This is a genomic window from Amycolatopsis deserti (genome assembly GCF_014653945.1).
Lineage (GTDB): Bacteria > Actinomycetota > Actinomycetes > Mycobacteriales > Pseudonocardiaceae > Amycolatopsis_E > Amycolatopsis_E deserti.
Window position 1 is genome coordinate 1 of record NZ_BNAU01000016.1, and the last position, 21,203, is coordinate 21,203.

General features: G+C 70.4%; 21 protein-coding genes. 11 read left to right on the forward strand and 10 right to left on the reverse strand.

Annotation, left to right across the window (positions count from 1 at the left end):
• Positions 1–389: 389 nt before the first annotated feature.
• Both IE290_RS37145 and IE290_RS37150 read right to left on the reverse strand, forming a co-directional pair.
• A complete protein-coding gene (locus IE290_RS37145; protein WP_191249455.1) occupies positions 390–761 on the reverse strand; it encodes a VOC family protein in 372 nt (123 codons plus the stop codon).
• 66 nt (positions 762–827) lie between these two features.
• Positions 828–1,976, reverse strand: coding sequence for a PA containing protein (locus tag IE290_RS37150; protein WP_191249456.1), 1,149 nt, complete (start codon positions 1,974–1,976; stop codon positions 828–830).
• Between the two features lie 238 nt (positions 1,977–2,214).
• Here IE290_RS37150 and IE290_RS37155 point away from each other — a divergent pair, with 238 nt between their 5' ends.
• Entirely contained in the window at positions 2,215–3,282 is a 1,068-nt protein-coding gene (locus IE290_RS37155) for an adenosine deaminase (RefSeq protein ID WP_444541899.1), read from the forward strand.
• Between the two features lie 78 nt (positions 3,283–3,360).
• Positions 3,361–4,554, forward strand: a complete 1,194-nt coding sequence (locus IE290_RS37160; RefSeq protein ID WP_191249458.1) for an MFS transporter — start codon at positions 3,361–3,363, stop codon at positions 4,552–4,554.
• Here the strand turns inward: IE290_RS37160 and IE290_RS37165 are convergent.
• The gene (locus IE290_RS37165; RefSeq protein ID WP_191249459.1) at positions 4,520–4,882 is read right to left on the reverse strand and encodes a MerR family transcriptional regulator; all 363 of its coding nucleotides are present in this window, start codon (positions 4,880–4,882) and stop codon (positions 4,520–4,522) included. The genes IE290_RS37160 and IE290_RS37165 overlap by 35 nt on opposite strands.
• Positions 4,883–4,949: 67 nt before the next feature.
• Between IE290_RS37165 and IE290_RS37170 the strand changes: the two genes are divergently transcribed.
• A complete protein-coding gene (locus IE290_RS37170; RefSeq protein WP_191249460.1) occupies positions 4,950–5,705 on the forward strand; it encodes an amidohydrolase family protein in 756 nt (251 codons plus the stop codon).
• A 4-nt stretch (positions 5,706–5,709) separates the two neighbouring features.
• On the opposite strand, the gene IE290_RS37175 is transcribed toward IE290_RS37170, so the two are convergent.
• On the reverse strand, positions 5,710–6,966 hold the full coding sequence (locus tag IE290_RS37175) for a SatS C-terminal domain-containing protein (protein ID WP_191249461.1): 1,257 nt from the start codon (positions 6,964–6,966) through the stop codon (positions 5,710–5,712).
• Between the two features lie 108 nt (positions 6,967–7,074).
• Here IE290_RS37175 and IE290_RS37180 point away from each other — a divergent pair, with 108 nt between their 5' ends.
• On the forward strand, positions 7,075–9,579 hold the full coding sequence (locus IE290_RS37180) for a DEAD/DEAH box helicase (RefSeq protein WP_191249462.1): 2,505 nt from the start codon (positions 7,075–7,077) through the stop codon (positions 9,577–9,579).
• A 274-nt stretch (positions 9,580–9,853) separates the two neighbouring features.
• On the opposite strand, the gene IE290_RS37185 is transcribed toward IE290_RS37180, so the two are convergent.
• Positions 9,854–11,134 carry a hypothetical protein gene (locus tag IE290_RS37185; protein ID WP_191249463.1) on the reverse strand — a complete coding sequence of 427 codons (1,281 nt, stop codon included), beginning with the start codon at positions 11,132–11,134 and terminating at the stop codon, positions 9,854–9,856.
• Between the two features lie 154 nt (positions 11,135–11,288).
• On the opposite strand from IE290_RS37185, the gene IE290_RS37190 reads away from it, so the two are divergent.
• Positions 11,289–12,551 (forward strand): cytochrome P450, encoded by a 1,263-nt coding sequence (locus tag IE290_RS37190; RefSeq protein WP_191249464.1) that lies wholly within the window; start codon positions 11,289–11,291, stop codon positions 12,549–12,551.
• Here IE290_RS37190 and IE290_RS37195 read toward each other — a convergent pair.
• From IE290_RS37195 to IE290_RS37205, 3 genes are all read right to left on the reverse strand, one after another.
• On the reverse strand, positions 12,544–12,804 hold the full coding sequence (locus IE290_RS37195) for a HepT-like ribonuclease domain-containing protein (protein ID WP_229874941.1): 261 nt from the start codon (positions 12,802–12,804) through the stop codon (positions 12,544–12,546). The two genes, IE290_RS37190 and IE290_RS37195, sit on opposite strands and share 8 nt — an antisense overlap.
• A gap of 65 nt (positions 12,805–12,869) precedes the next feature.
• The gene (locus tag IE290_RS37200) at positions 12,870–13,154 is read right to left on the reverse strand and encodes a nucleotidyltransferase family protein (protein ID WP_191249465.1); all 285 of its coding nucleotides are present in this window, start codon (positions 13,152–13,154) and stop codon (positions 12,870–12,872) included.
• A gap of 50 nt (positions 13,155–13,204) precedes the next feature.
• The gene (locus IE290_RS37205; protein ID WP_191249486.1) at positions 13,205–14,155 is read right to left on the reverse strand and encodes a sugar-binding transcriptional regulator; all 951 of its coding nucleotides are present in this window, start codon (positions 14,153–14,155) and stop codon (positions 13,205–13,207) included.
• Positions 14,156–14,291: 136 nt separating this feature from the next.
• Between IE290_RS37205 and IE290_RS37210 the strand changes: the two genes are divergently transcribed.
• The 4 genes from IE290_RS37210 to IE290_RS37225 are packed head-to-tail and all read left to right on the forward strand — an operon-like array spanning position 14,292 to position 18,382.
• Positions 14,292–15,296, forward strand: a complete 1,005-nt coding sequence (locus tag IE290_RS37210; protein WP_191249466.1) for a zinc-dependent alcohol dehydrogenase family protein — start codon at positions 14,292–14,294, stop codon at positions 15,294–15,296.
• Complete coding sequence (locus IE290_RS37215) at positions 15,289–16,629, forward strand: ABC transporter substrate-binding protein (RefSeq protein ID WP_191249467.1); 1,341 nt, start codon at positions 15,289–15,291, stop codon at positions 16,627–16,629. Before IE290_RS37210 ends, IE290_RS37215 begins: the two co-directional genes overlap by 8 nt.
• Positions 16,626–17,561: a carbohydrate ABC transporter permease gene (locus IE290_RS37220; protein ID WP_191249468.1), complete on the forward strand. Its 936-nt coding sequence runs from the start codon at positions 16,626–16,628 to the stop codon at positions 17,559–17,561. The genes IE290_RS37215 and IE290_RS37220 overlap by 4 nt, the downstream gene beginning before the upstream one ends.
• On the forward strand, positions 17,558–18,382 hold the full coding sequence (locus IE290_RS37225) for a carbohydrate ABC transporter permease (RefSeq protein WP_191249469.1): 825 nt from the start codon (positions 17,558–17,560) through the stop codon (positions 18,380–18,382). The genes IE290_RS37220 and IE290_RS37225 overlap by 4 nt, the downstream gene beginning before the upstream one ends.
• Here IE290_RS37225 and IE290_RS37230 read toward each other — a convergent pair whose 3' ends face one another.
• Complete coding sequence (locus tag IE290_RS37230) at positions 18,383–18,574, reverse strand: ferredoxin (RefSeq protein WP_191249470.1); 192 nt, start codon at positions 18,572–18,574, stop codon at positions 18,383–18,385. It abuts the gene before it with no gap.
• Between the two features lie 8 nt (positions 18,575–18,582).
• Positions 18,583–19,767, reverse strand: coding sequence for a cytochrome P450 (locus tag IE290_RS37235; protein ID WP_191249471.1), 1,185 nt, complete (start codon positions 19,765–19,767; stop codon positions 18,583–18,585).
• Positions 19,768–19,895: 128 nt separating this feature from the next.
• On the opposite strand from IE290_RS37235, the gene IE290_RS37240 reads away from it, so the two are divergent.
• Together IE290_RS37240 and IE290_RS37245 are read left to right on the forward strand one after the other, a co-directional pair.
• Entirely contained in the window at positions 19,896–20,528 is a 633-nt protein-coding gene (locus IE290_RS37240) for a TetR/AcrR family transcriptional regulator (protein WP_191249487.1), read from the forward strand.
• An 11-nt stretch (positions 20,529–20,539) separates the two neighbouring features.
• Complete coding sequence (locus IE290_RS37245) at positions 20,540–21,178, forward strand: GNAT family N-acetyltransferase (protein ID WP_191249472.1); 639 nt, start codon at positions 20,540–20,542, stop codon at positions 21,176–21,178.
• Positions 21,179–21,203: the final 25 nt, after the last annotated feature.

Consider the following 21,203-nt stretch of genomic DNA (forward strand, 5'->3'; position numbering starts at 1 on the left):
CGAGGCGAGACGACAACGGTCCCCCGTCATCCCGGAGCCTGCCCGTCCGGCGAGGACATCTTTTGATCTTTAAAGCCGCGCCGCCTTCGGCAGGCGAAGAGTCCGCCCTGCGGGCGGAGAGCGCCTTACGGCGCCGAACGGTCACCTTACGACCACCCCCGCCCCCGCTCCTTGATTGTGTTTCGGTCGCCGAGCAGGCGTGTCAAGGCGGGAAAGAGTACCTTGACACGCCTGGTCGGCGACCAAAGATCGGCTGTGGATCGGGGGCGGGGGAGGTCTGGTTGGGGTAGTCGGTCTTTTTGCGTTGCCGGCTTGCGGTTGGTCAGGTGGGATGCGGCCCTGTTTGGGGCGGGTCCACTTCCGTTCCCGGCCGCCAGATCGGCTGCCGCTCAGCTCGTCCCGTGTCCCAGATCCACCACGCAGAACACGTTCCCCTCCGGATCGGCCAGCACCACGAAGTCCGGATCCTCCGGATACAGATCCCAGTCCACCTGCACCGCCCCCAGCGTCACCAACCGCGCCACCTCGGCGGCCTGCTCCTCCGCCGAGTCGACGAACAGGTCCAGGTGCACCCGCGGATGCCGCTGCACCGGGGTCTCACTGCGCATCAGCCCCAGCACCGGCCCGTCCTCGCCGCTCAGGGTGCGCCAGTTCGCGTTCTCCCACTCGCCCGTCTCGCGCAGGCCGAGCGCCTTCGTCCAGAACGTTTCGGCCCTCGCGAGGTCGTCCACACCGAGCACCGGGATTCCCAACCGCAGCATGACCCGAGCCTAGACACGCGAAAGGCCCCGGGCACGGCGTGCCCAGGGCCTTCCAAGCGCGAGAACTCAGGCCTCCGAGTCGTCGCCCTCGGGCTTGGCCTTCACGTCGGCGTTCTTCGGCGCCCGGCCGTTGCGCGCCCGCCGCGGCTGGCGCTGCGCGGGCGGCGGCGGGGCGATCTGCGGCACCGACGGGCCGCCACCCAACATCAGCTCCGCGAACGTCGCCATCGCCTCGTCGAGCTGGCCGCCGATGCGCCGCTCCGACTCCTCGTTGCTGCGGCGCACCAGAGAACCCACCGACTCGGTGTCGGGGCGGCTGGACAGCGTGCCCTCGACCCGCGAGAAGCCACTCTTGACCGCGCCGCCGAGGTCGCCGAACTGCGCGGCCACCCCCTCGTCGACCTTGTCGATCCGGCCGGCCAGGTCGTCCAGGCGCCCGGTGATCTGCTCCAGGCGCGCAGACAGCGCTTCCAGGCGCTCGGTCGGGTCCAGCATCTCGCCGGTCTCGTCGATCGCGCCGCGCAGGGCCTGCGTGGCCGCCTCGACGCGCTCGCGGTTCTGGTTGTCCGCCTCGTCCACCCGGCCGCGCAGCTCGGTGAGGCCGCCCTCGACCCGCTCGCGCAGCTCGCCGACGCCGTTGTCCACCCGCTCGCGCAGCTCGCTCAGGCCCGAGTCGACACGGTCGCGCAGGATGGACTCGGCCATCTCGATGCGCTCCTTCACCGGGCCGTGCACGGCCTGCGGCAGCGCGTCGAGCTTCGCGTCCTGCTTGTCCAGGTGCCCGTTCAGGTCGTCCAGGCGGCGGTGGATGTTCTCCAGCTTGTCCTCGAGCCCGTCCATCCGGCCGGCGACGCCCTCGAACCGGGCGGCCACACCGTCCAGACGCCCGTCGAGCTGGGCGAACGGCTTCGCCAGCTTGTCGACGATGCTCTCCACCGCGCGCGCCAGGTCCGCCAGCGCGTTGTCCTGCGCCTCCAGGCGGGACATGGCCTCGTCCAGACGCTCGGCCAGCACGCCGACCTCAGTGCGGTCGGGCAGCTCCGACAGCCGCTTGCGCACGGCGCCCAGCGAGTCGACCGGAGCGAGCCGCGCGTAGATGTCATCGAGCGCGTCGAAGATCTGCTGCTGCTCGCTCTCGCGGACTTCGGCCGCGCGCACCAGCATGTTGCGCATCCGGTCGAAGGACGGAGCTCCAATGTGGTTATCAGTGGTCACTTCGGTGTCCTTCGTCGGCGGGGAAAGAGGGACGTGGCCGAAGCTTAACCATTGCGGAATTGCTCTGGGTATCGCCCCCGTAAAGGCGGGAACGCCGTGGTGGACCCGACTGGCCGAATGCACGCGGTCTGAAGCTCGACTGGAGCCTGAGAGTTGCCGTCGCGCGCGTCCATGTAGGTGACTGTCGCGGGGGTACCGTCGGAGCATGTCCGACACATCCACCACAGCGCCCCTGACCATGGAAAACATCCGCCGGGCGCCCAAGGTCCTGCTCCACGATCACCTCGACGGAGGACTCCGTCCGGTGACGGTGATCGAACTGGCCGACGCCCTCGGGTACCGCGATCTCCCCACCACCGACGTGGCCGAGCTGAGCCGATGGTTCCGCGACGCCGCCGACTCCGGCTCGCTGGAGTCCTACCTGGAGACCTTCGCCCACACCTGCGGCGTGATGCAGACCGAAGAAGCGCTGGTCAGGGTGGCCGCGGAGTGCGTGGAAGACCTCGCCGCGGACGGCGTGGTCTACGCCGAGGTGCGGTACGCGCCGGAGCTGTTCGTCGAGCGCGGGCTGACGCTGGACGCGGTCGTGGAGGCCGTCCAGGCAGGGTTTGCGGAGGGTGAGCGTCGAGCCGCTCAGCAGGGAAAAGTCATCCGAATGGGTACTTTGCTGTGTGCGATGCGTCAGCATGCCCGGGCGGCGGAGATCGCCGAGATCGCGGTGCGTTACCGGGACTCCGGGGTGGCCGGGTTCGACATCGCGGGCCCCGAAGCCGGATTCCCGCCCACCCGCAACCTGGACGCATTCGAATATCTGCGAACCAATAACGCGCATTTCACCATTCACGCCGGTGAGGCGTTCGGACTCGCTTCCATTTGGGAGGCGATTCAGCATTGTGGCGCGGAACGGCTCGGGCACGGCGTGCGGATCGTGGACGACATCAAACGCGATCCGGACGGCACGGTCCACCTCGGCCGTCTCGCGAGCTACGTCCGCGACCGCCGCATCCCGCTGGAGATCTGCCCGTCCTCCAACGTGCAGACGGGCGCCGCCGCGTCGATCGCCGACCATCCGATCGGGTTACTCGCGGACCTGCGCTTCCGGGTGACGGTCAACACCGACAACCGGCTCATGAGCGGCTGCTCGATGTCGAGCGAGTTCGCCGCACTGGCCGAGGCGTTCGGCTACGGCTGGCCCGACTTCCAGTGGTTCACGATCAACGCGATGAAGTCGGCGTTCCTCGATTTCGATCAACGGCTCGACCTGATCAACAACGTGATCAAACCGGGCTACGCCGAGTTGGTGTGAAACCCCCTTGTGATCGTTAGCGTCGCCAAGTAAAGTCCAAGATGTAGGAAGTATTTCTCATATCTTGGGACGGTCACGATGAGCCGAGCAGCTGTGCTGGACACGAGGAGTAGGCGCCGGTGGGGCATCCTCGCGCTCGGCCTCGCGGCCCAGACCGCGAGCTGCTCGTTCCTCTTCGGCATCCCGTTCCTGGTGCCGGAGATGCGCGCGGCCGGGCTGACGCTCGCGGAGGCCGGCACGGTCGTCGCCGCGCCCAGCATCGGGCTGCTGTTCACGCTGATCGCGTGGGGCGCGGCGGCCGACCGCTACGGCGAGCGCCTGGTGATGGCGCTGGGCCTGGGCGCGTCGTCGGCGCTGCTGCTGGTCACCGCGCTGGTCGCGCCGTCGACCGGGGTGCTGTTCGCGTTGTTCCTGCTCGCCGGGGCGCTGACCGCGTCGGTGAACGCGGCCAGCGGCCGGGCGGTCATGGGCTGGTTCGGGCCGGACGAGCGCGGCACTGCGATGGGCGTCCGGCAGACCGCGCAGCCGCTCGGCGTCGGCGTCGCCGCGCTGGCGTTGCCGCCGCTGGCGCAGCACTGGGGGATCCAGGCCGCGATGCTGTTCCCGGCGGTGTTCGGGCTGGTGGTCGCCGCGCTGGTGGCGTGGCTGGTGATCGACCCGCCGCGGCCGGAGAAGAAGCCGGGCGCGCCGAAGCCGGCGTCGCCGTACCGGACGCCGACGCTGTGGCGCCTGCACGGGGCGAGCGCGTTGCTGGTGGTCCCGCAGTTCGCGGTGTCGGCGTTCGCGCCGGTGTACCTGGTGTCGGCGCACGGCTGGAGCGCGCTGGCGGCGGGCTGGTTCCTGGCGGCCGTGCAGGTGCTGGGCGCGGCCGGCCGCCTGGCCGCGGGCTTCTGGTCGGACCGGGTGGGCAGCCGGTTGCGCCCGATGCGGCAGCTGGCGGTGGCCAGCGCGGCGGTCATGCTGCTGGTCGCGGTCGGCGACGTGAGCTGGATGTGGGTGGTGTTGCTCGCGCTGGTCCTGGCCGCGGTGATCACGGTGGCGGACAACGGGCTCGGGTTCACCGCGTCGGCGGAGCTGGCCGGGATCGACTGGGCCGGACGCGCGATGGGGGCGCAGAACACCGCGCAGAACGTCGCGGCGTCCCTCACGCCGCCACTGCTGGGCCTGGTGATCGGCGATTCCCGCTACGCGCTGGCGTTCTGCGTGGCGGCGGTGTTCCCCGTGCTGGCGGTCGGCCTCACACCCGTCCGAGCCGAGACTCGGTCGTCGTGATGGCCTGACGGAGTGCGGCCCGCGCGGCGGTCAGCTCCGCCGCGCGGGCGTCCAGCTCGGTGAGCCGGGCGCGCAGGGTGTCCAGGACGCCGGGACAGGCGTCGAGCGTGCCGTCCGGGTGCGCGCAGTCGATGATCCGCCGGATCTCCCGCGTCGGCAGGCCGGCGGCGAGCAGTTCGCGGATCCGCTGGACCCGCTCGACGGCGTCGGGGTCGTACTCGCGATAGCCGTTGTGCCGCCGCTGCGCCGACAGCAGCCCGACGCGCTCGTAGTACCGCAGCAGCCTCTCGCTCGTGCCGGTGCGCGCGGCCAGTTCACCGATCAGCACGACTTGACCTTCCCACCATGTCAGGGCTCAACACTGGCCGGGAACGCGAGATTCCCGGAGGAAACCCATGATCATCGACGCCCACAGCCACGTCCACGACCCCGTCGGCGCGCACCTCGCCCTCCTCGACGAGGCCGGTGTCGACAAAGCGATCTTGTTCGCCACCCGTCCGCACCCCGAACGCGCGACGACGCTGGACGAGCTGAAGGGGGAGATGGCCGTGCTGTCGCGGAGCCTGGCCGGCGGTGGCGAGGGCCGTGCCGCCGCCCTGCGGGAGCTGGACTCCGCGGTGGCTGCGCACCCGGACCGGTTCCTCGGCTTCGGTTCGGTGGACCTGTCCGGGCCGGACGTGGCGGCCGCGGTCGAGGAAATCGGCCGCGAGTGGCACGGCATCGGCGAGCTGACCCCGCCGCCCGGCCGCGCCGACCTGCTCGAACCGGTGCTCCGCGCCGCCGGCGGGCTGCCGGTGGTGGTCCACGGCGCGGCCCCGACCACCGCCGCCGACCTGGCCACCATCGGCGCGCTGGCGCGGAAGTACCCGCGGACGCCGCTGGTGATCAGCCAGCTCGGCGGCGCGCACTGGATCGACGCGATCGAGCTGGTGCGGCAGACGCCGAACCTGTGGCTGGAGCTGTCCACGGCGAGCCTGGTGTTCTCGGTGCGGCTGGCGATCGCCGAGGTGCCGGACCGGACGCTGTTCGGCTCGGACGCGCCCTACGGCGACCCGGTGCTCGCTCGCGCGCTCGTCGAGCGGGTCACGCCGTCGGAAACAGTGCGCGCCGCGGTCCTCGGTGGGAACGCGGCGCGCCTGCTCGGTCTGTGACGGGTCAGTGCACCCGCAGCCGGTTCTCGAACGCCTCCACCAGCTTGCGCCACTCGCTCTGCTCGGTGTCGAACGGGGCGCTCGGCGCGAGGCGGCCGGGGTCCGGCTTCAGCACGAACGACACCAGCCAGCCCAGGCTCTCCGAAGTGGACAGTGCGGTGGCCGCGCTGTCGTCCCCGGCCCAGTCCGCGGCGTCGGTGATCAGCTCGACGGCCAGGTCCAGCTGGGTCGGGTCGATCGCGTCCGGGCCCTCGGCCAGGTCCTCGTCCAGGCCGGCCAGCACGTAGGTGTTCTCGGGGTCGACCTCGACCTCCAGCTCACCGGCGGTGGCCTTGGCGAGTACCTCGTCCCAAGTGGACACCTCGGCCAGGTCGGAGTCGGCGAAGGCGTTGGCGTCCGCCAGTGCCCGCGCCAGCGCCTTCTCCGACTTGAACACGTCGATCTTGCCGTCGCTGCCCAGGAAGATCGGCTCGTCGTCCAGGTAGCAGCGCAGCGAGTAGTACTCGTCGCCGGTGGTGATGATCTTGATCGGGTCGATGCCGACCTCGCCCCAGAAGCCGACCGGGACGTCCTCCTCCTCGTCGTCGGAGTCGGTGCTGTCCACGGTGTCGAGGTCCTCGTCCTCCTGCTCGGACTCGACCTCGGCCTCGGCGGACTCCTCCAGGAAGGTGGCCAGCTCCTCGGCGGTCTGCTCGAGCACGCCGGCGTCCACATCGGGCACCTTGACCAGGCCGTCGATCGCGTCCAGCACGGTGTCCCACTTCTCGGACACGGCCTCGGACAGGTCGTTCCACAGCCGCTCGCCCTCGCGGCCGGTGAACGGCAGACGGCCCTGCTCCAGCAGCGAGAAGCCCTCGGTGGCGTCCAGCACCTCGTGGACCTCGTCCAGCTCGCACACGTCGGCGAGCGAGCGCACGATGCCGACGATCTCGGCCAGCTCGCTGATCGTCCACGAGTCCGGGTCCTCGGCGACCAGCTCGGGCACGCCGACCAGGTCGTAGGAGTGGTCGTCGTCGGGGATCAGCTCCGGCACGTTCAGCGCGGGGACCGCGTTCCACGCCGGGTGGTCGATCAGGTCGTGCTGCTCGGCGGTCCGGACGAACGCGGCCAGGTGCGCGGCGTCGGGGAAGGCGTACAGGTCGTCCTCGTCGCCGAGGAAGGCCTCCCACTCCTCACCGTCCTCCCGCCAGCGCGGGGCCCACAGGGTCACCAGGTCCCCCTGCGGCAGCCCGAGTTCGATCGGGACGATGTCCTGTGCCATGCCAGCCCTCCGGATTACACCTGTGTGTGGGAAGCCTACGGCTTGACGGGACCGGCCGCGATGGGCCCCATCTGCTCTCCGGCCGCGGGTGGCACGATGGTACCCACGATGAACCTTTCAGACCTCCTACCTGCGGATCCGGATCCCGACACGCTGTTCGAGACGTTTTCGGCCTGGACGGCCGAACGCGGGCTCGAGCTGTACCCGGCGCAGGAAGAGGCGCTGATCGAGGTCGTCTCCGGCGCCAACGTGATCCTGTCCACCCCCACCGGCTCGGGAAAGAGCCTGGTCGCGGTGGGTGCGCACTTCACCGCGATGGCCCACGGCAAGCGCAGTTACTACACCGCGCCCATCAAGGCGCTGGTCTCGGAGAAGTTCTTCCAGCTCATCGAGATCTTCGGCGCCGACAACGTGGGGATGATGACCGGCGACTCCGCGGTGAACCCGGATGCCCCCATCATCTGCTGCACCGCGGAAATCCTGGCGAACATCGCGTTGCGGTTCGGTGCCGACGCTCCGGTCGGCCAGGTCGTGGCCGACGAGTTCCACTTCTACAGCGAGCCCGACCGCGGCTGGGCGTGGCAGGTGCCGCTGCTGGAGCTGCCGAACGCACAGTTCGTGCTGATGTCGGCCACCCTCGGTGACGTCACGTTCTTCGAGAAGGACCTGACCCGCCGCACCGGCCGCACCACCGCCGTGGTCACGTCCGCGCAGCGCCCGGTGCCGCTGACCTACCGGTACGCGCTCACCCCGCTGCACGAGACGATGACCGAGCTGCTCGCCGGCGGCCAGGCCCCGGTGTACGTCGTGCACTTCTCGCAGGCCGCCGCGATCGAGCGGGCGCAGGCGCTGATGAGCATCAACGTCACCACCCGGGCCGAGAAGGACGCCCTGGCCGAGGCGATCGGCGACTTCCGGTTCTCCGCGGGCTTCGGCAAGACCCTGTCGCGGCTGGTGCGGCACGGCATCGGCGTGCACCACGCCGGCATGCTGCCCAAGTACCGGCGGCTGGTCGAGCAGCTCGCGCAGGCCGGGCTGCTGAAGGTGATCTGCGGGACCGACACGCTCGGCGTCGGCATCAACGTGCCGATCCGCACGGTGGTGTTCTCGGCGCTGACCAAGTACGACGGAGTGCGCCAGCGGCACCTCAAGGCGCGCGAGTTCCACCAGATCGCCGGGCGCGCGGGCCGGGCCGGGTACGACACCGACGGCTACGTCGTCGTGCAGGCGCCGGACCACGTGATCGAGAACGCGAAGGCGCTGCAGAAGGCGGGCGACGACCCGAAGAAGAAGCGCAAGATCGTCCGCAAGAGCGCGCCGGAGGGGTTCGTCAACTGGACGGAGAGCACGTTCGAGCGGCTGATCTCGTCCCCGCCCGAGCCGCTGACCTCCAGTTTTCAGGTCAGCCACGCGATGCTGCTGAACGTCATCTCCCGGCCGGGCAACGCGTTCGAGCACATGCGGCACCTGCTGGAGGACAACCACGAGGACCGGCCGTCGCAGCGCAAGCACATCCGCCGGGCCATCGCGATCTACCGCGCGCTGGTGGCCGCGGGGGTGGTCGAGCGGCTGTCCGAACCGGACTCCGCGGGGCGGATCGTGCGGCTGACGATGGACCTGCAGCTGGATTTCGCGCTGAACCAGCCGCTGTCGCCGTTCGCGCTGGCCGCGATCGAACTGCTGGACACCGAGTCGCCGACGTACGCGCTCGACGTGGTGTCGGTGATCGAGTCCACAGTGGAGAACCCGCGTCCGGTGCTGTCGCAGCAGCAGTTCAAGGCGCGCGGCGAGGCGGTCGCGGCGTTGAAGGCCGAGGGGGTCGAGTACGAGGAGCGGATGGCGCTGCTCGACGAGGTGACCTACCCGAAGCCGCTGGAGGAGCTGCTGGAGGCGGCGTACGAGACGTACCGGCGCGGGCACCCGTGGGTCGCCGACTACGAGCTGAAGCCGAAGTCGGTCGTGCGGGACATGTACGAGCGGGCGATGAACTTCGTCGAGTACATCAACTTCTACTCGCTGGCGCGGTCGGAGGGGCTGGTGCTGCGGTACCTGGCCGACACCTATGACGCGCTGCGCCGGACGGTGCCGGACGAGGCGAAGACCGAGCCGCTGGAGGACCTGATCGCGTGGCTCGGTGAGATGGTGCGCCAGGTCGACTCGAGCCTGCTGGACGAGTGGGAGGCGCTGCGGCACCCTGGGGAGCAGCCGGTCGTCGCGCAGGCGTTGCCGGAGAAGCCGCCGCCGGTCACGGGCAACGAGCGGGCGTTCCGGGTGCTGGTGCGCAACCAGATGTTCCGGCGGGTCGAGCTGGCGGCCCGGCGCGCGTACGCGGAGCTGGGGGAGCTGGACGCGGCGTCCGGCTGGAACGACATCGAGTGGGAAGCCGCGCTGGAGGCCTACTACGAGCAGCACGAGTCGATCGGGATCGGCGCGGATGCTCGTGGCCCGGCGATGCTGATGATCGAGAAGGAGCCGGAGGTCTGGCGGGTGAGGCAGATCTTCGACGACCCCGCGGGCGACCACGACTGGGGCATCAGCGCCGAGGTGGACCTCCCCGCCTCCGACGAGGCGGGCACAGCGGTGCTCCGCGTGACGGCGGTGGACCAGCTCTGAGCCGGGCGGCCGTGGTCCGGCCGCTGCCCGGCTGAGGCGGGCGGTCAGGCGCGATTGCTGGCCTTCGTCGGGCCGACGCGGGATGCGCGGCCGGCCCAGCTCCCGGCCCCGGCGCGCTGTGGGCCGTCCCGGGAGGTGCTCGGCCGGCGGCGTGGTGGTCCTGCGCGGCTTCTGGTTGGCCTCGTGCCGGCGCTGGTCCGGCTCTCGAGGGCGTCGAGGGGAGTCTCCTCGCCGCGGCGTCCTGGGGGCTGGACGCCGCGGCGAGGAGCGTCGGTCAGCGCCGGTGTCGGGGCCCGGCGTCGACCGGGCCGGGGTCCGGCGCGGCGGTCTCTGGGTAGCGCGGCAGGCCGGCGAAGGTGCCCGAGCCCTGCTGCTGCGGAACAGCCGGCTGCTGCGGCGGCGGGTCCTGGTCGGTCTGCGGGAAGGGCTCCGGGTTGCGGCGGTACAGCGCCGGTGTCGGAGCGGTGGGCGCCATGTCCATCGGCGAGCCGACGGACGGCACGTTCCCGGAGGCGTAGGCGGGCTGCGCCCCGGACGCCACCTCACTCGACGCGTACGTGGGCTGGCCGCTGGAGGCGTAGGCGGCGTGCGCGCCGGATGGCACGCCCGCGGAGCCGTAGGAACGCTGCGCGCCGGACGGCATCTCGCCGGAGCCGTAGGTGGGCTGGGCGCCGGACGGCACTTCACTCGAGGCATACGCGGGCTGCGCCCCGGACGACATCTCACCCGAGGCCGAGGGCTGAGCCCCGGACGGCATCTCCCCGGAGCCGTAGCTGGCCTGGGCGCCGGAGGGCACGTCGCCCGACGCGTAGGCAGCCGGCGCACCTGCGGACATCTCCCCAGAGGCGTACATGGGCTGCGCCCCGGAGGGCATCTCCCCGGAGGCGTACATGGGCTGCGCCCCGGAGGGCATCTCCCCGGAGGCGTACGTGCCCTGGGACCCGGACGTCGCCTCCCGGGACGCGTACGTGGGCTGGGCGCCGGAGGGCGTCTCCCCAGACGCGGCCTGCGTCCCGGACGGCGCATCACCCGACGCGTACCCGGCCTGAGCCGCGGACGGCACCTCGCCGGAGCCGTAGGACGGCGTCGGCGTGCTGGAGTCCGAGTAGGCCGAGCCGTACGACGGCATCGGCACGTCGGCCGGTGTCTTGGCCACCGGGCGCCTCGGGTCGGGCATCGGTGCGTGGGCCGCCGCCGGGTCCATCGCGGCCGGGCGCTCGACCTGCGGGTTCTGCCCGGGCAGGATGTCCATCGGCGACCCAGCCCGCTGCGCCGGCGGCGCGTGGTGCCGCCCCTGGCCGCGGGCCATCTCGTCCTCGCCGGAGTACCCGGCCAGCGGGTTCTTGGCGTTGCGCTTCGGCCCGCGCCGGGCCAGCCCCACCAGCCCGAACAGGCCCAGCAGCCCCAGCAGGCCCCAAAGCCCCGGGGGTATGTTCCGGAGCTGTTCCTGCGCGAGAACGGACTCGGCCGGCGCGGCGCTCGCCACGGCCGAACCGGACGGCAGGAGGACGCACACCGCGGCGGCGACCGTCCCGAGGCGGGCCCTGTCAGGCATTACGGCTCACTCCCCTGGTTGTGGTGACGCCACGATGTACCCGTCACCACGGGGTCCAGACCAGATGCCGACCTAGTGGGTGACCTGCACCACCTGCGCGGGTGACTCCGCTTGCGGCGCCGGAATCGTCGGGGTCCGCGTGTAACCTGCGGCCATGGGGCTTCGCGAACGTGTGGTTTCCTGGGTGGGCCGCCGTTACCTCGCCAGAGCGCAGAAAAAGGGCTTCGACCTGTCGGTCCTGCCCGATTCCGCGCTCATGCCGCTGCGCCGCGACGGCCTGGACCCGGTGCCCGAGCTGGGCGCGACCAGGCGGGAGGCGCCGGTCAGCCGGTTGCCGCTGCCCTTCGGCATCCACGCGTGGCTGGTCACCGGTTACGGCGAAGCGAAGGAAGTGCTCGCCGCCACGGACAAGTTCAGCAACGACTACACCAACCTCGTCGGCAAGGCGGGGCTGTCCGCCGAGCAGAACCCGGGCGGGCTCGGGTTCGCGGACCCGCCGGATCACACGCGGCTGCGCAAGATGCTCACCCCGGAGTTCACGATGCGCCGGCTGAACCGGCTCACGCCACGCATCGACGAGATCATCGCCGAGCAGCTCGACGCGATGGAGAAGAACGGCGGCACGGTCGACCTGATGCAGTCGTTCGCGCTGCCGATCCCGTCGCTGACGATCTGCGAACTGCTCGGCGTTTCCTACGAGGACCGGGACGACTTCCAGCGGCTGAGCACGGTCCGGTTCGACCTGTTCGCCGGGGCTGGCGCGTCGTTCGGCGCGATCTCCGAGTCACTGTCCTATTTGCTCGAAATCGTGAAGAAGCAGCGCGCCGAGCCGGGCGACGGCCTGCTCGGCATGCTGGTGAAGGAGCACGGCGACGACATCTCCGACCAGGAGCTGGCCGGCCTCGCCGACGGTGTGCTGACCGGCGGCCTGGAGACGACCGCGAGCATGCTGGCCCTGGGCGCGATCGTGCTGCTGCGGGACCGGGCGACGTTCGAACTGGTGCGCGACTCCGACGAGGCGGCGCGCGACTTCGTCGAGGAGCTGCTGCGGTACCTGACGGTGGTGCAGGTGGCGTTCCCGCGGTTCGCGCGGGAGGACGTCACGGTCGGCGGGCAGGAGATCGCCAAGGGCGACATCGTGTTCGTGTCGTTGAGCGGGGCCAACCGGGACGCCGCCCTGGGTGCCGGGGTGGAGTCGTTCGACCCCACCCGCCCGGCGACGCAGCACCTGGCCTTCGGCTGGGGCGCGCACCGCTGCATCGGGGCGGAGCTGGCGCGCATGGAGCTGCGCGCCGCGTACCCGGCGCTGGTGCGGCGTTTCCCCAACCTGCGGCTGGACATCGAGCCGGAGCAGCTGAGCTACCGCCGGACGTCGATCGTCTACGGCGTGGACACGCTGCCGGTGCGGGTCAACTGAGTTCGTCGAGCACGGCGCGGAGGGCTTTCACCAGCTCACCGAGCTGCTCGTTCGCTGTGGTGTGCAGGATCGTCAGGTCGATGGACCAGTAGCCGTGGACGATCCGGTTCCGGAGATCGGCCGGCCGGCGCCAGGGAACTTCCGGGTGCTGGGCCTTCAAATCCTCGGAGACCTGTGCCGCCGCTTCGCCGAGGACCGTGAAGTTCCACAGCAGCGCATCCCGCCGCTGCCGATCGCTCTCGAGATCCTCCACGTCCGCGCCGAGCGCCAGAAGCCGCGCCTGTTCGGCCGTCGATCATCTCCGCGATCAGCAGGTGATCACGCCGCATAGAGTGGCCTCGACTCGGCGAGCACCGATTCACGCAGCAGCGGGTTCAGGTACCGCTTCGCGACCAGATCGACCGGCCGCCCGAACAGTTCGGTGAGCTCCGCGTTCAGGTCCTCGATCTCCCACCCCAACCGGACACCGGGCCGGAGTTCGTACATGATGTCGATGTCGCTCGACGGCAGGTCCTCACCGCGGGCGGTGGAGCCGAACACGAGCAGCTCGGCGATGCCGTACCGCGCGCAGATCTCGCGGAGCGCGGCTTCGTCGACGGTCATGCCAGGCTCCTTCCGAGTTGCGCAGTAAAGCACAAATGTAACCGAGCAGGTCAGGCCTTGTCAGCGCCGCGAAGCCGCAGCACCCCCTCGGCCGCTGGGGTGTCCGTGATCAGCGTCGACACCAGGCCCGACCGCAGTACGGCGTCGATCGCTTCGGCTTTCGGCGCTGTGTAGCCCAGCGCGATCACCTCGGGCACCTTCAGCAGCTCCGCCGTGTCGATCGCCAGCACGTGGTGCGCCAGGCCCGTCGACAGCGGCTTCCCTTCGCCGTCGAACAGCCGGGCCGCGACCTCCGCGCGAGCGCCCCGCGTCGTGATCGCCTCGCGTTCGGCCGGCGACACCGCGTCGTACACCGTCGACTCGCCCGGCAGCCACGCCCCGATGCTCACCACCGCCTTCGTCAGCCGCGGGAACTGCGCGAACGTCTCCGCGATCCCCGGCTGCCGCCGCAGGATCTCCGTCGTCCGGCGGTCCGGCAGCACCAGCGGCCCGTAGATCGGGTACGCGTCCCCGCCGGACACCTCCGCCACCTGCCGCACCGTCTCCACCGACCGGTCCCGCATGTCCATCCCGGCCTGCACCCCGCACAACTGCACGATCGGGCACTTCGGCAGCCGCCGCACCGCCGCCGCCATCGCGTTCACCGACCGCGCCCACGACAGCCCCAGCACGTCGTCCTCGGTGACCGTCTCCGACAGCAGCTGCGCCGCGAACGCCCCGATCTGCCGTCGCACCTGCGGCCGCGGCCCGGCGCTGGCCGCTCGATTGAGCACGAACGCCTGCCGCAGCCCGTACGCCGACCGCAGCTCGTCGGACAACCGCACGTCGATCGGCGCCGGCGGCGCGAACTCCACCCGCACCAGTCCCCGCTCCAGTGCGGAGTCGATGAGCCGGGCCACCTTGAACCTGCTGATCCCGAAGTCGGCGGCGATTTCGATCTTCGAATGCCCCAGCACGTAGAACCGGTGCGCCACGAGTGTCGCGGTGAGCCCGTCCATCATGCCCGTCTCGCTCATTTGAGCACTATAGCTCGCATCCCGTTGACGAGAAACCGCCAAAACCCCTCTAATGCATGACCGAGCATGTGACCACAGAGTCGTGAGGCGCTCAGATGAGCGCAGGAAGAGGTGAGACGGCATGCGCGCCGCCATCGTCGATCAGCCGGGTGCCATCAGGGTCGGCGAGGTTCCCGATCCCACGCCGGGGGAGCGCGACGTCGTGATCAAGGTCGGCGCGTGCGGCATCTGCGGCACCGACCTGCACATCGCCGACGGTCACTTCCCGCCGACGCCCTACCCGATCGTCCCCGGCCACGAGTTCGCCGGCGAGATCGTCGAGATCGGTAAGAACGTCCCCGGCGGCTGGCAGGTCGGCGACCGGGTGGCCGTCGACCCGTCCCTGTTCTGCGGCTACTGCGACCCGTGCCGCGCCGGCCACGGCAACCTCTGCGAGAACTGGGGCGCCACCGGCGACACCGTCAACGGCGCCTTCGCCGAGTACGTCGCCGTCCCCGCCAGCACCTGCTACCGCCTGCCCGACCACCTGTCCTGGCAGGAGGGCGCCCTGGTCGAGCCGGTGTCCTGCGCGGTGCACGGTGTCCGACGGATCGGGGTCGAGGCCGGCGAGCGCTTCCTGGTCGTCGGCGCCGGGACCATGGGCCTGATCATGCAGATGCTCCTGCAGCGAGCCGGCGCCAACGTCACGGTCGTCGACCGCAACGCGTCCCGCCTGCCGCGGGCCAAGGACCTCGGTGCGCACGCCGTCGCCACCGATATGTCCGAACTGGACGGTGAGCGGTTCGACGCGGCGGCCGACTGCACCGGTGCGGCCCCGGCGATCGAGGCCGCGTTCGATTCGCTGCGCCGCGGCGGGCGTCTGCTCGTCTTCGGCGTCGCCCCGGCGGAGGCGCGGGTCGCGCTTTCGCCGTTCCGGATCTACAACGACGAGATCACGGTGGTGGGTTCGATGGCTGTTCTGCACTCCTACGGCGCCGCGCTGGACCTGGTGTCCTCCGGCGCGGTCGACACGAAGGCCCTGCTGACCGACGCGTTGCCGCTGGAGCGGTTCCCCGACGCCCTGGACCTGATGCGCAGTGGTGCGGGTCTGAAGGTGCAGGTGCTGCCGGGAGCCACGGATGCGTAAGCGCCTGGCACTCCTCGCGGTCACCGCGCTGCTGACCCTGACCGGCTGCGCGGGTGCCGGCGCGCTGGGCGCGGGCGGCAACACCCTGGTCATCGCCATCGTGGCGAACCCGCAGATGAACGACGCCATCTCGCTCTCGCACGAGTTCGAGGCGGCCAACCCGGGCATCAAGCTCAAGTTCGTGTCGCTGCCGGAGAACCAGGCGCGCGCGAAGATCACCGCCTCGACCGCCACCCAGGGCGGCGAGTTCGACGCGGTGATGATCAGCAACTACGAGACCCCGCAGTGGGCGGCCAACGGCTGGCTGGAGAACCTGCAGCCTTACATCGACGCCAGCCCCGGCTACGACCCGGGCGAGTTCATCCCGAGCATCCGCGACTCGCTGTCCTACCAGGGCTCGATGTACGCGGTGCCGTTCTACGGCGAGTCGTCGTTCCTGGCCTACCGCAAGGACCTGTTCGAACAGGCCGGGCTGACCATGCCGGAGCACCCGACGTGGCAGCAGATCGCCGACTTCGCCGCGAAGCTCGACAACAAACAGGCCGGTGTGGCCGGCATCTGCCTGCGCGGCAAGCCCGGCTGGGGTGAGAGCCTCGCGCCGTTCACCACGGTCGTCAACACATTCGGCGCGCAGTGGTTCGACCAGGACTGGAACGCGAAGCTGGACACGCCGGAGTTCCGCGAGGCCGCGAACTTCTACGTCGACCTGGTCCGCGAGCACGGCGAGGTCGGGGCGTCCAGTGCCGGGTTCTCCGAGTGCGGCACGCGCTACGGCCAGGGCCAGGCCGCGATGTGGTACGACGCCACGGTCATGGCCGGTACGAACGAGGACCCGGAGTCGAGCAAGGTCGTCGGCAAGTCCGGTTACGTCGCCGCGCCGGTGGTGAAGACCGAGGCCAGCGGCTGGCTCTACACCTGGGCGCTGGCGATCCCGAAGGTCGCGAAGAACAAGCAGGACTCGTGGAAGTTCCTGCAGTGGATGACGAACAAGGAGTTCGTGCAGACCGTCGGCAAGACCTACGGCTGGAACCGCGTCCCGCCGGGCTGCCGGTTCTCCACCTACCAGATCCCGGAGTACGCCGAGGCCGCGAAGGCCTACGCCCAGCCGACGCTGGACGGGATCGACGCCGCCGACCAGCGCAAGGTGATGACCAAGCCGGTGCCCTACCCGGGCATCCAGTTCGTCGGCATCCCCGAGTTCCAGGACCTGGGCACGCGGGTCAGCCAGGAGCTCTCGGCCGCGATCGCCGGGCAGATCACCGTCGACGAGGCCATCGAGCAGTCGCAGGAGTACGCGCGGACCGTCGGCGATGCCTACCGGGAGACGAAATGACCGCCGTTGCGCCCACTGTCGCCAGTGGACAGAGAGTCGAAGCGAAACCGGAGAAGCGCAAGGGCGCGAGCCCGTGGGCTCGTCGAGCGCCGCTGCTGCCGGCGCTGCTGTTCACCATCGTGGTGACCCAGATCCCGTTCATCCTCACGGTGGTCTACTCGTTCCAGTCGTGGAACCTCGTGCGGCCCGGGTCGCAGCACTTCGTCGGGTTCCGGAACTACCTCGATGTGTTCGCCGACTCCCAGTTCCGCGGCGCGATGCTCAACACGGTCGTCCTGACCGTGGTGTGCGTGTTCGTCGCGCTGCTGCTCGGGCTCGGCCTGGCGCTGCTGCTGGACCGCAAGTTCCTCGGCCGCGGCGTGGTGCGCACGCTGCTGATCACGCCGTTCCTCATCCTGCCCGCGGCCGGGGCGCTGCTGTGGAAGACGACGATGTTCGACCCGACCTACGGGCTGCTGAACTTCGTCTTCGGCGGCGAGACCGACTGGCTGTCGGAGTTCCCGCTGGCCTCGGTCATGGCGCAGGTGGTGTGGCAGTGGACGCCGTTCATGATGCTGCTGATCCTGGCCGGCCTGCAGAGCCAGCCGAAGGACGTGCTGGAGGCCGCGCAGGTCGACGGCGTCGGCCGGTGGCGCACGTTCGCGTCGATCACGCTGCCGCACCTGTCCCGGTACCTGCAGCTGTCGGTGCTGCTGGGCGCGATCTACATCGTGAACAGTTTCGACGCGATCTTCCTGATGACGCAGGGCGGTCCGGGCACCGCGAGCACGAACCTGCCGTACTACATCTACCAGCGGGCCTTCCAGGGCTTCGACATCGGCCAGTCCTCGGCGATGGGCGTCATCGTGGTGATCCTGACGCTGATCGTGGCGACCTTCGCGCTGCGCCTGATGTTCCGCGCCTTCGACGTCAGCAAGGGGGTCGTGAAGTGAGCACCGCGCGCAGGCGGCTCGGTCCCGCCTTCCTGACCACCGCGACGTGGGTGGTCGCCATCCTGTTCGTGTTCCCGCTGATCTGGATGGTGCTGACCGCCTTCAAGCAGGAGGCCGACGCCTACACCGATCCGCCGCGGATCGCGTTCACCCCGACGCTGGACCAGTTCGCCAGCATCTTCGAGCGCGGATTTCTGCCCTACCTGGGCAACTCGGCGTTCGTGACGATCCTGTCCACGCTGATTGTGCTGCTCCTGGGAGTGCCGGCGGCCTACGCGCTGTCGCTGGCCCCGGTGCCCAAGACCAGCAACGTGCTCGGGTTCTTCCTGTCCACCAAGATGCTGCCGATCGTCGCCGCGATCATCCCGCTGTACGTCATCTCGCAGCGCACGCAGCTGCTGGACAACGTGTGGGCGCTGGTCATCCTCTACACGGCGATGAACCTGCCGCTGGCGATCTGGATGATGCGCTCGTTCTTCCTCGAGGTGCCCACCGAGATGATCGAGGCCGGACGCGTCGACGGGGCGAGCCTCCCGACACTGCTGTACCGGGTGATCCTGCCCGTGGTCGCGCCCGGCATCGCGGCGACCGCGCTGATCTGCGTCATCTTCTCGTGGACCGAGTTCTTCTACGCGGTCAACCTGACGGCGGCGCGGGCCGGCACGGTGCCGGTGTTCCTCGTCGGGTTCATCACCAGCGAGGGCCTGTACTGGGCGCAGCTGTCCGCGGCCGCGCTGCTGGCCTCGCTGCCGGTGATGATCGTCGGGTGGATCGCGCAGAACCACCTGGTCCGCGGCCTGTCGATGGGCGCGGTGAAGTAGCTACTCCCGCAGCGACAGCGCCATGGCGGGGCACAGCTTGACCGCCTCGCGGGCGCTGTCCACCTGCCCGCCCTCGGGGTGTTCGACCAGGACCACGACCGTGCCGTCGTCGTCCTGGTCGAACACCTCCGGCTCGGTCAGGACGCACTGGCCCGCGCCGATGCAGAGATCGGTGTCCGCGACGATGCGCATGGCTCCTCCTACCAGGTCACCGGGAACTCGTGAATACCGTAGACGCTCGCGTCGTCCTTGAACGGCAGGGAGTCCAGCGGCACGGCCGGGCGCAGGCCGGGGACCTTCCGGAACAGCGTGTCGAACACGATCTGCAGCTCCATCCGCGCCAGGTTCTGGCCGAGGCACTGGTGCGCGCCGAAGCCGAACGCCAGGTGGTGCCGCGCGCCCCGCTCGATGTCCAGCTCCTCGGGGTGGTCGAACGCGTCCGGGTCGCGGTTGGCGAGGTTGCTCAGCGGCACCACGCCCTCGCCGGCCTTGATCAGGACGCCGCCGAGCTCCACGTCCTCGACCGCGACGCGGGAGACCGCGAACTCGGCGATCGTGAAGTACCGCAGCAGTTCCTCGACCGCGGGCAGGGTCTTCGACGGGTCCTCCTGGATCTTGCGGATGTCCTCCGGGTGCTCCAGGAACGCCATGGTGCCCAGCGAGATCATGTTGGCCGTGGTCTCGTGGCCCGCGATGAGCAGCAGGAACGCCAGGCTCACCAGCTCCTCGCGGTCGTCCTGCTTGTCCAGCTGGCGGCTGAGCAGGTCGTCGGCCGGTGCCTTCGCCTTCTGCTCGATCAGGTCGCGCAGGTAGCCGGACAGCGCCTCGAGGGAAGCCCGGCGGTCCTCCGGGGCGGTGACCCGGCTGATGATGCGCGACGAGTGCAGCTGGAAGAACTCGTGGTCGGCGTAGGGAACGCCGAGCTGCTCGCAGATGACCAGTGACGGCACCGGCAGGGAGAGCGCTTTCACCAGATCGGCGGGCTTGGGTCCGGCGAGCATGGCGTCGACGTGCTCGTCGACGATCTCCTGGATGCGCGGGCGCAGCGCGGCCATCCGCTTGACGGTGAACTCGCCGACCACTTTGCGCCGCGCCGGGCCGTGTTCCGGCGGGTCCATGCCGATCAGCGACGGGCGGAAGCCGGTGTTCACGCGCTGTCCCTTGACCAGCAGCGGGAACTTCGGGTTGCGCCGGTCGGAGCTGAACCGCGGGTCGGTCAGCATCTTCCGGATGTCCTCGTGCCGCGTGAGCGCCCAGGCCGTCTCACCGCTGGGCAGGGTCACGCGCTGGATCGGCGCCTCCTCCCGCAGCCTGCGGTGCTCGTCCGGCGGCGCGTACGGGCAGCCGCGGGTGATGGGCAGTGTGGCGGGAAGCTGAGCGGTCACGGTTGCACCCCAATCCGGACAAATGTGGAAGGATGTCGTCCACTTACCGCCAACGTACTGATGTGGAAGTTTTTCGTCCACCTACGTTCGGGTGAGAGAATCTGGCGGGGGTGACGGAGAGGAACGACATGACGGCTTCGGAGACCCGGCTGCGCGCGGACGCCCGGCGCAACCGCGACCAGATCGTCGCCGCCGCCCGCCAGGTGTTCGCCGCCGCGGGACCGGATGTGCCGATGGAGGAGATCGCGCGCGCCGCCGGGGTCGGCGTCGGCACCCTCTACCGGCGGTTTCCCGACCGGGAGGCGCTGATCCGGGCCGTCGCGCGGGAGAGCTTCGCGCAGGTCCTCGCCGACGCGCGGGAGGCGGCGGCCGAGGAGCCGACGGCGTGGGACGCGCTGGTGCGCCTGGTCGGACGGTCGCACCAGCTGCAGGCGAGTGTGCAGCTCGCGCTGGTGTCCGAGCGGGCCAGGGAGATCCTCAAGCGCGACGCGCAGACCGCGGAGTTCCGCGACGCGTTGCTGGCCGAGCTGGACACGATCGTCCAGGCGGCGCAGGCCGAGGGATCGGTGCGTCCCGACGTCGGCACCGGGGACGTCGCCATCCTGTTCTCGCTGGTGTTGCGCCAGCCGCCGGCGGTGGACGACCCCGCGTTGCTGGCTTTCGAGCGCGCGGCGGTGCTCATGCTCGACGGGCTGCGATCGCGTCCCGGCAGCCCGTTGCCCGGGCGGCCGATCACCGGCGAGGACCTCCAAATCCATTGACGGGTACCGGTATGGTGCTCGCGATGGTGACGCCTCCGCCCCGCCTCGACCTGGCGCGCTACCGCGCCCCGGTCTGGGCCGGTGTGCCCGCGCGGGCCGGGCGGAAGGTGCGGCTGCGGGTGGTCACGCCGGCCGATCAGCGCAGGCTGGCGGGGTTCGACCGGGAGGCGGCCGACACGCGCCGCGTCGGCGAGTACCGGCACTGGGCGGCCCACCGCGCCGAGGCGGATTTCCATTTCGCGATCGAAACCCTGCGCGGCGGGCTGGTGGTCGGTTCGCTGTCGGCCACCGAGGCGGACTCGCCGGACCGCTTCAGCTACGGCATCGGGATCGGCCCGCAGCACCGGCGCTGCGGCTACGCCGGTGACGCGGTGATCACGTTGCTGCGCTTCATGTTCGGCGAGCGCGGCTACCGGAAGTGCGAGGTCAGCATCTACGGCGGCAACGTGGCGTCGCTGTCGCTGCACGCGAGGCTCGGCTTCCGCGAGGAGGGCCGGCTCCGCGACACCGAGCTGTCCCGCGACGGCGTCAAGTACCTGGTGCTGATGGGCATCACGGACACCGAGTTCGCGGAAATCCACCCGGACTTCCCGGCCGCCGAGGTGCGCGGACGGCACTGGCGAGCCCGCGGCCGCCACCGGGATCGTTAGCCCCGGCCACGGCTCGCGGCCTGCT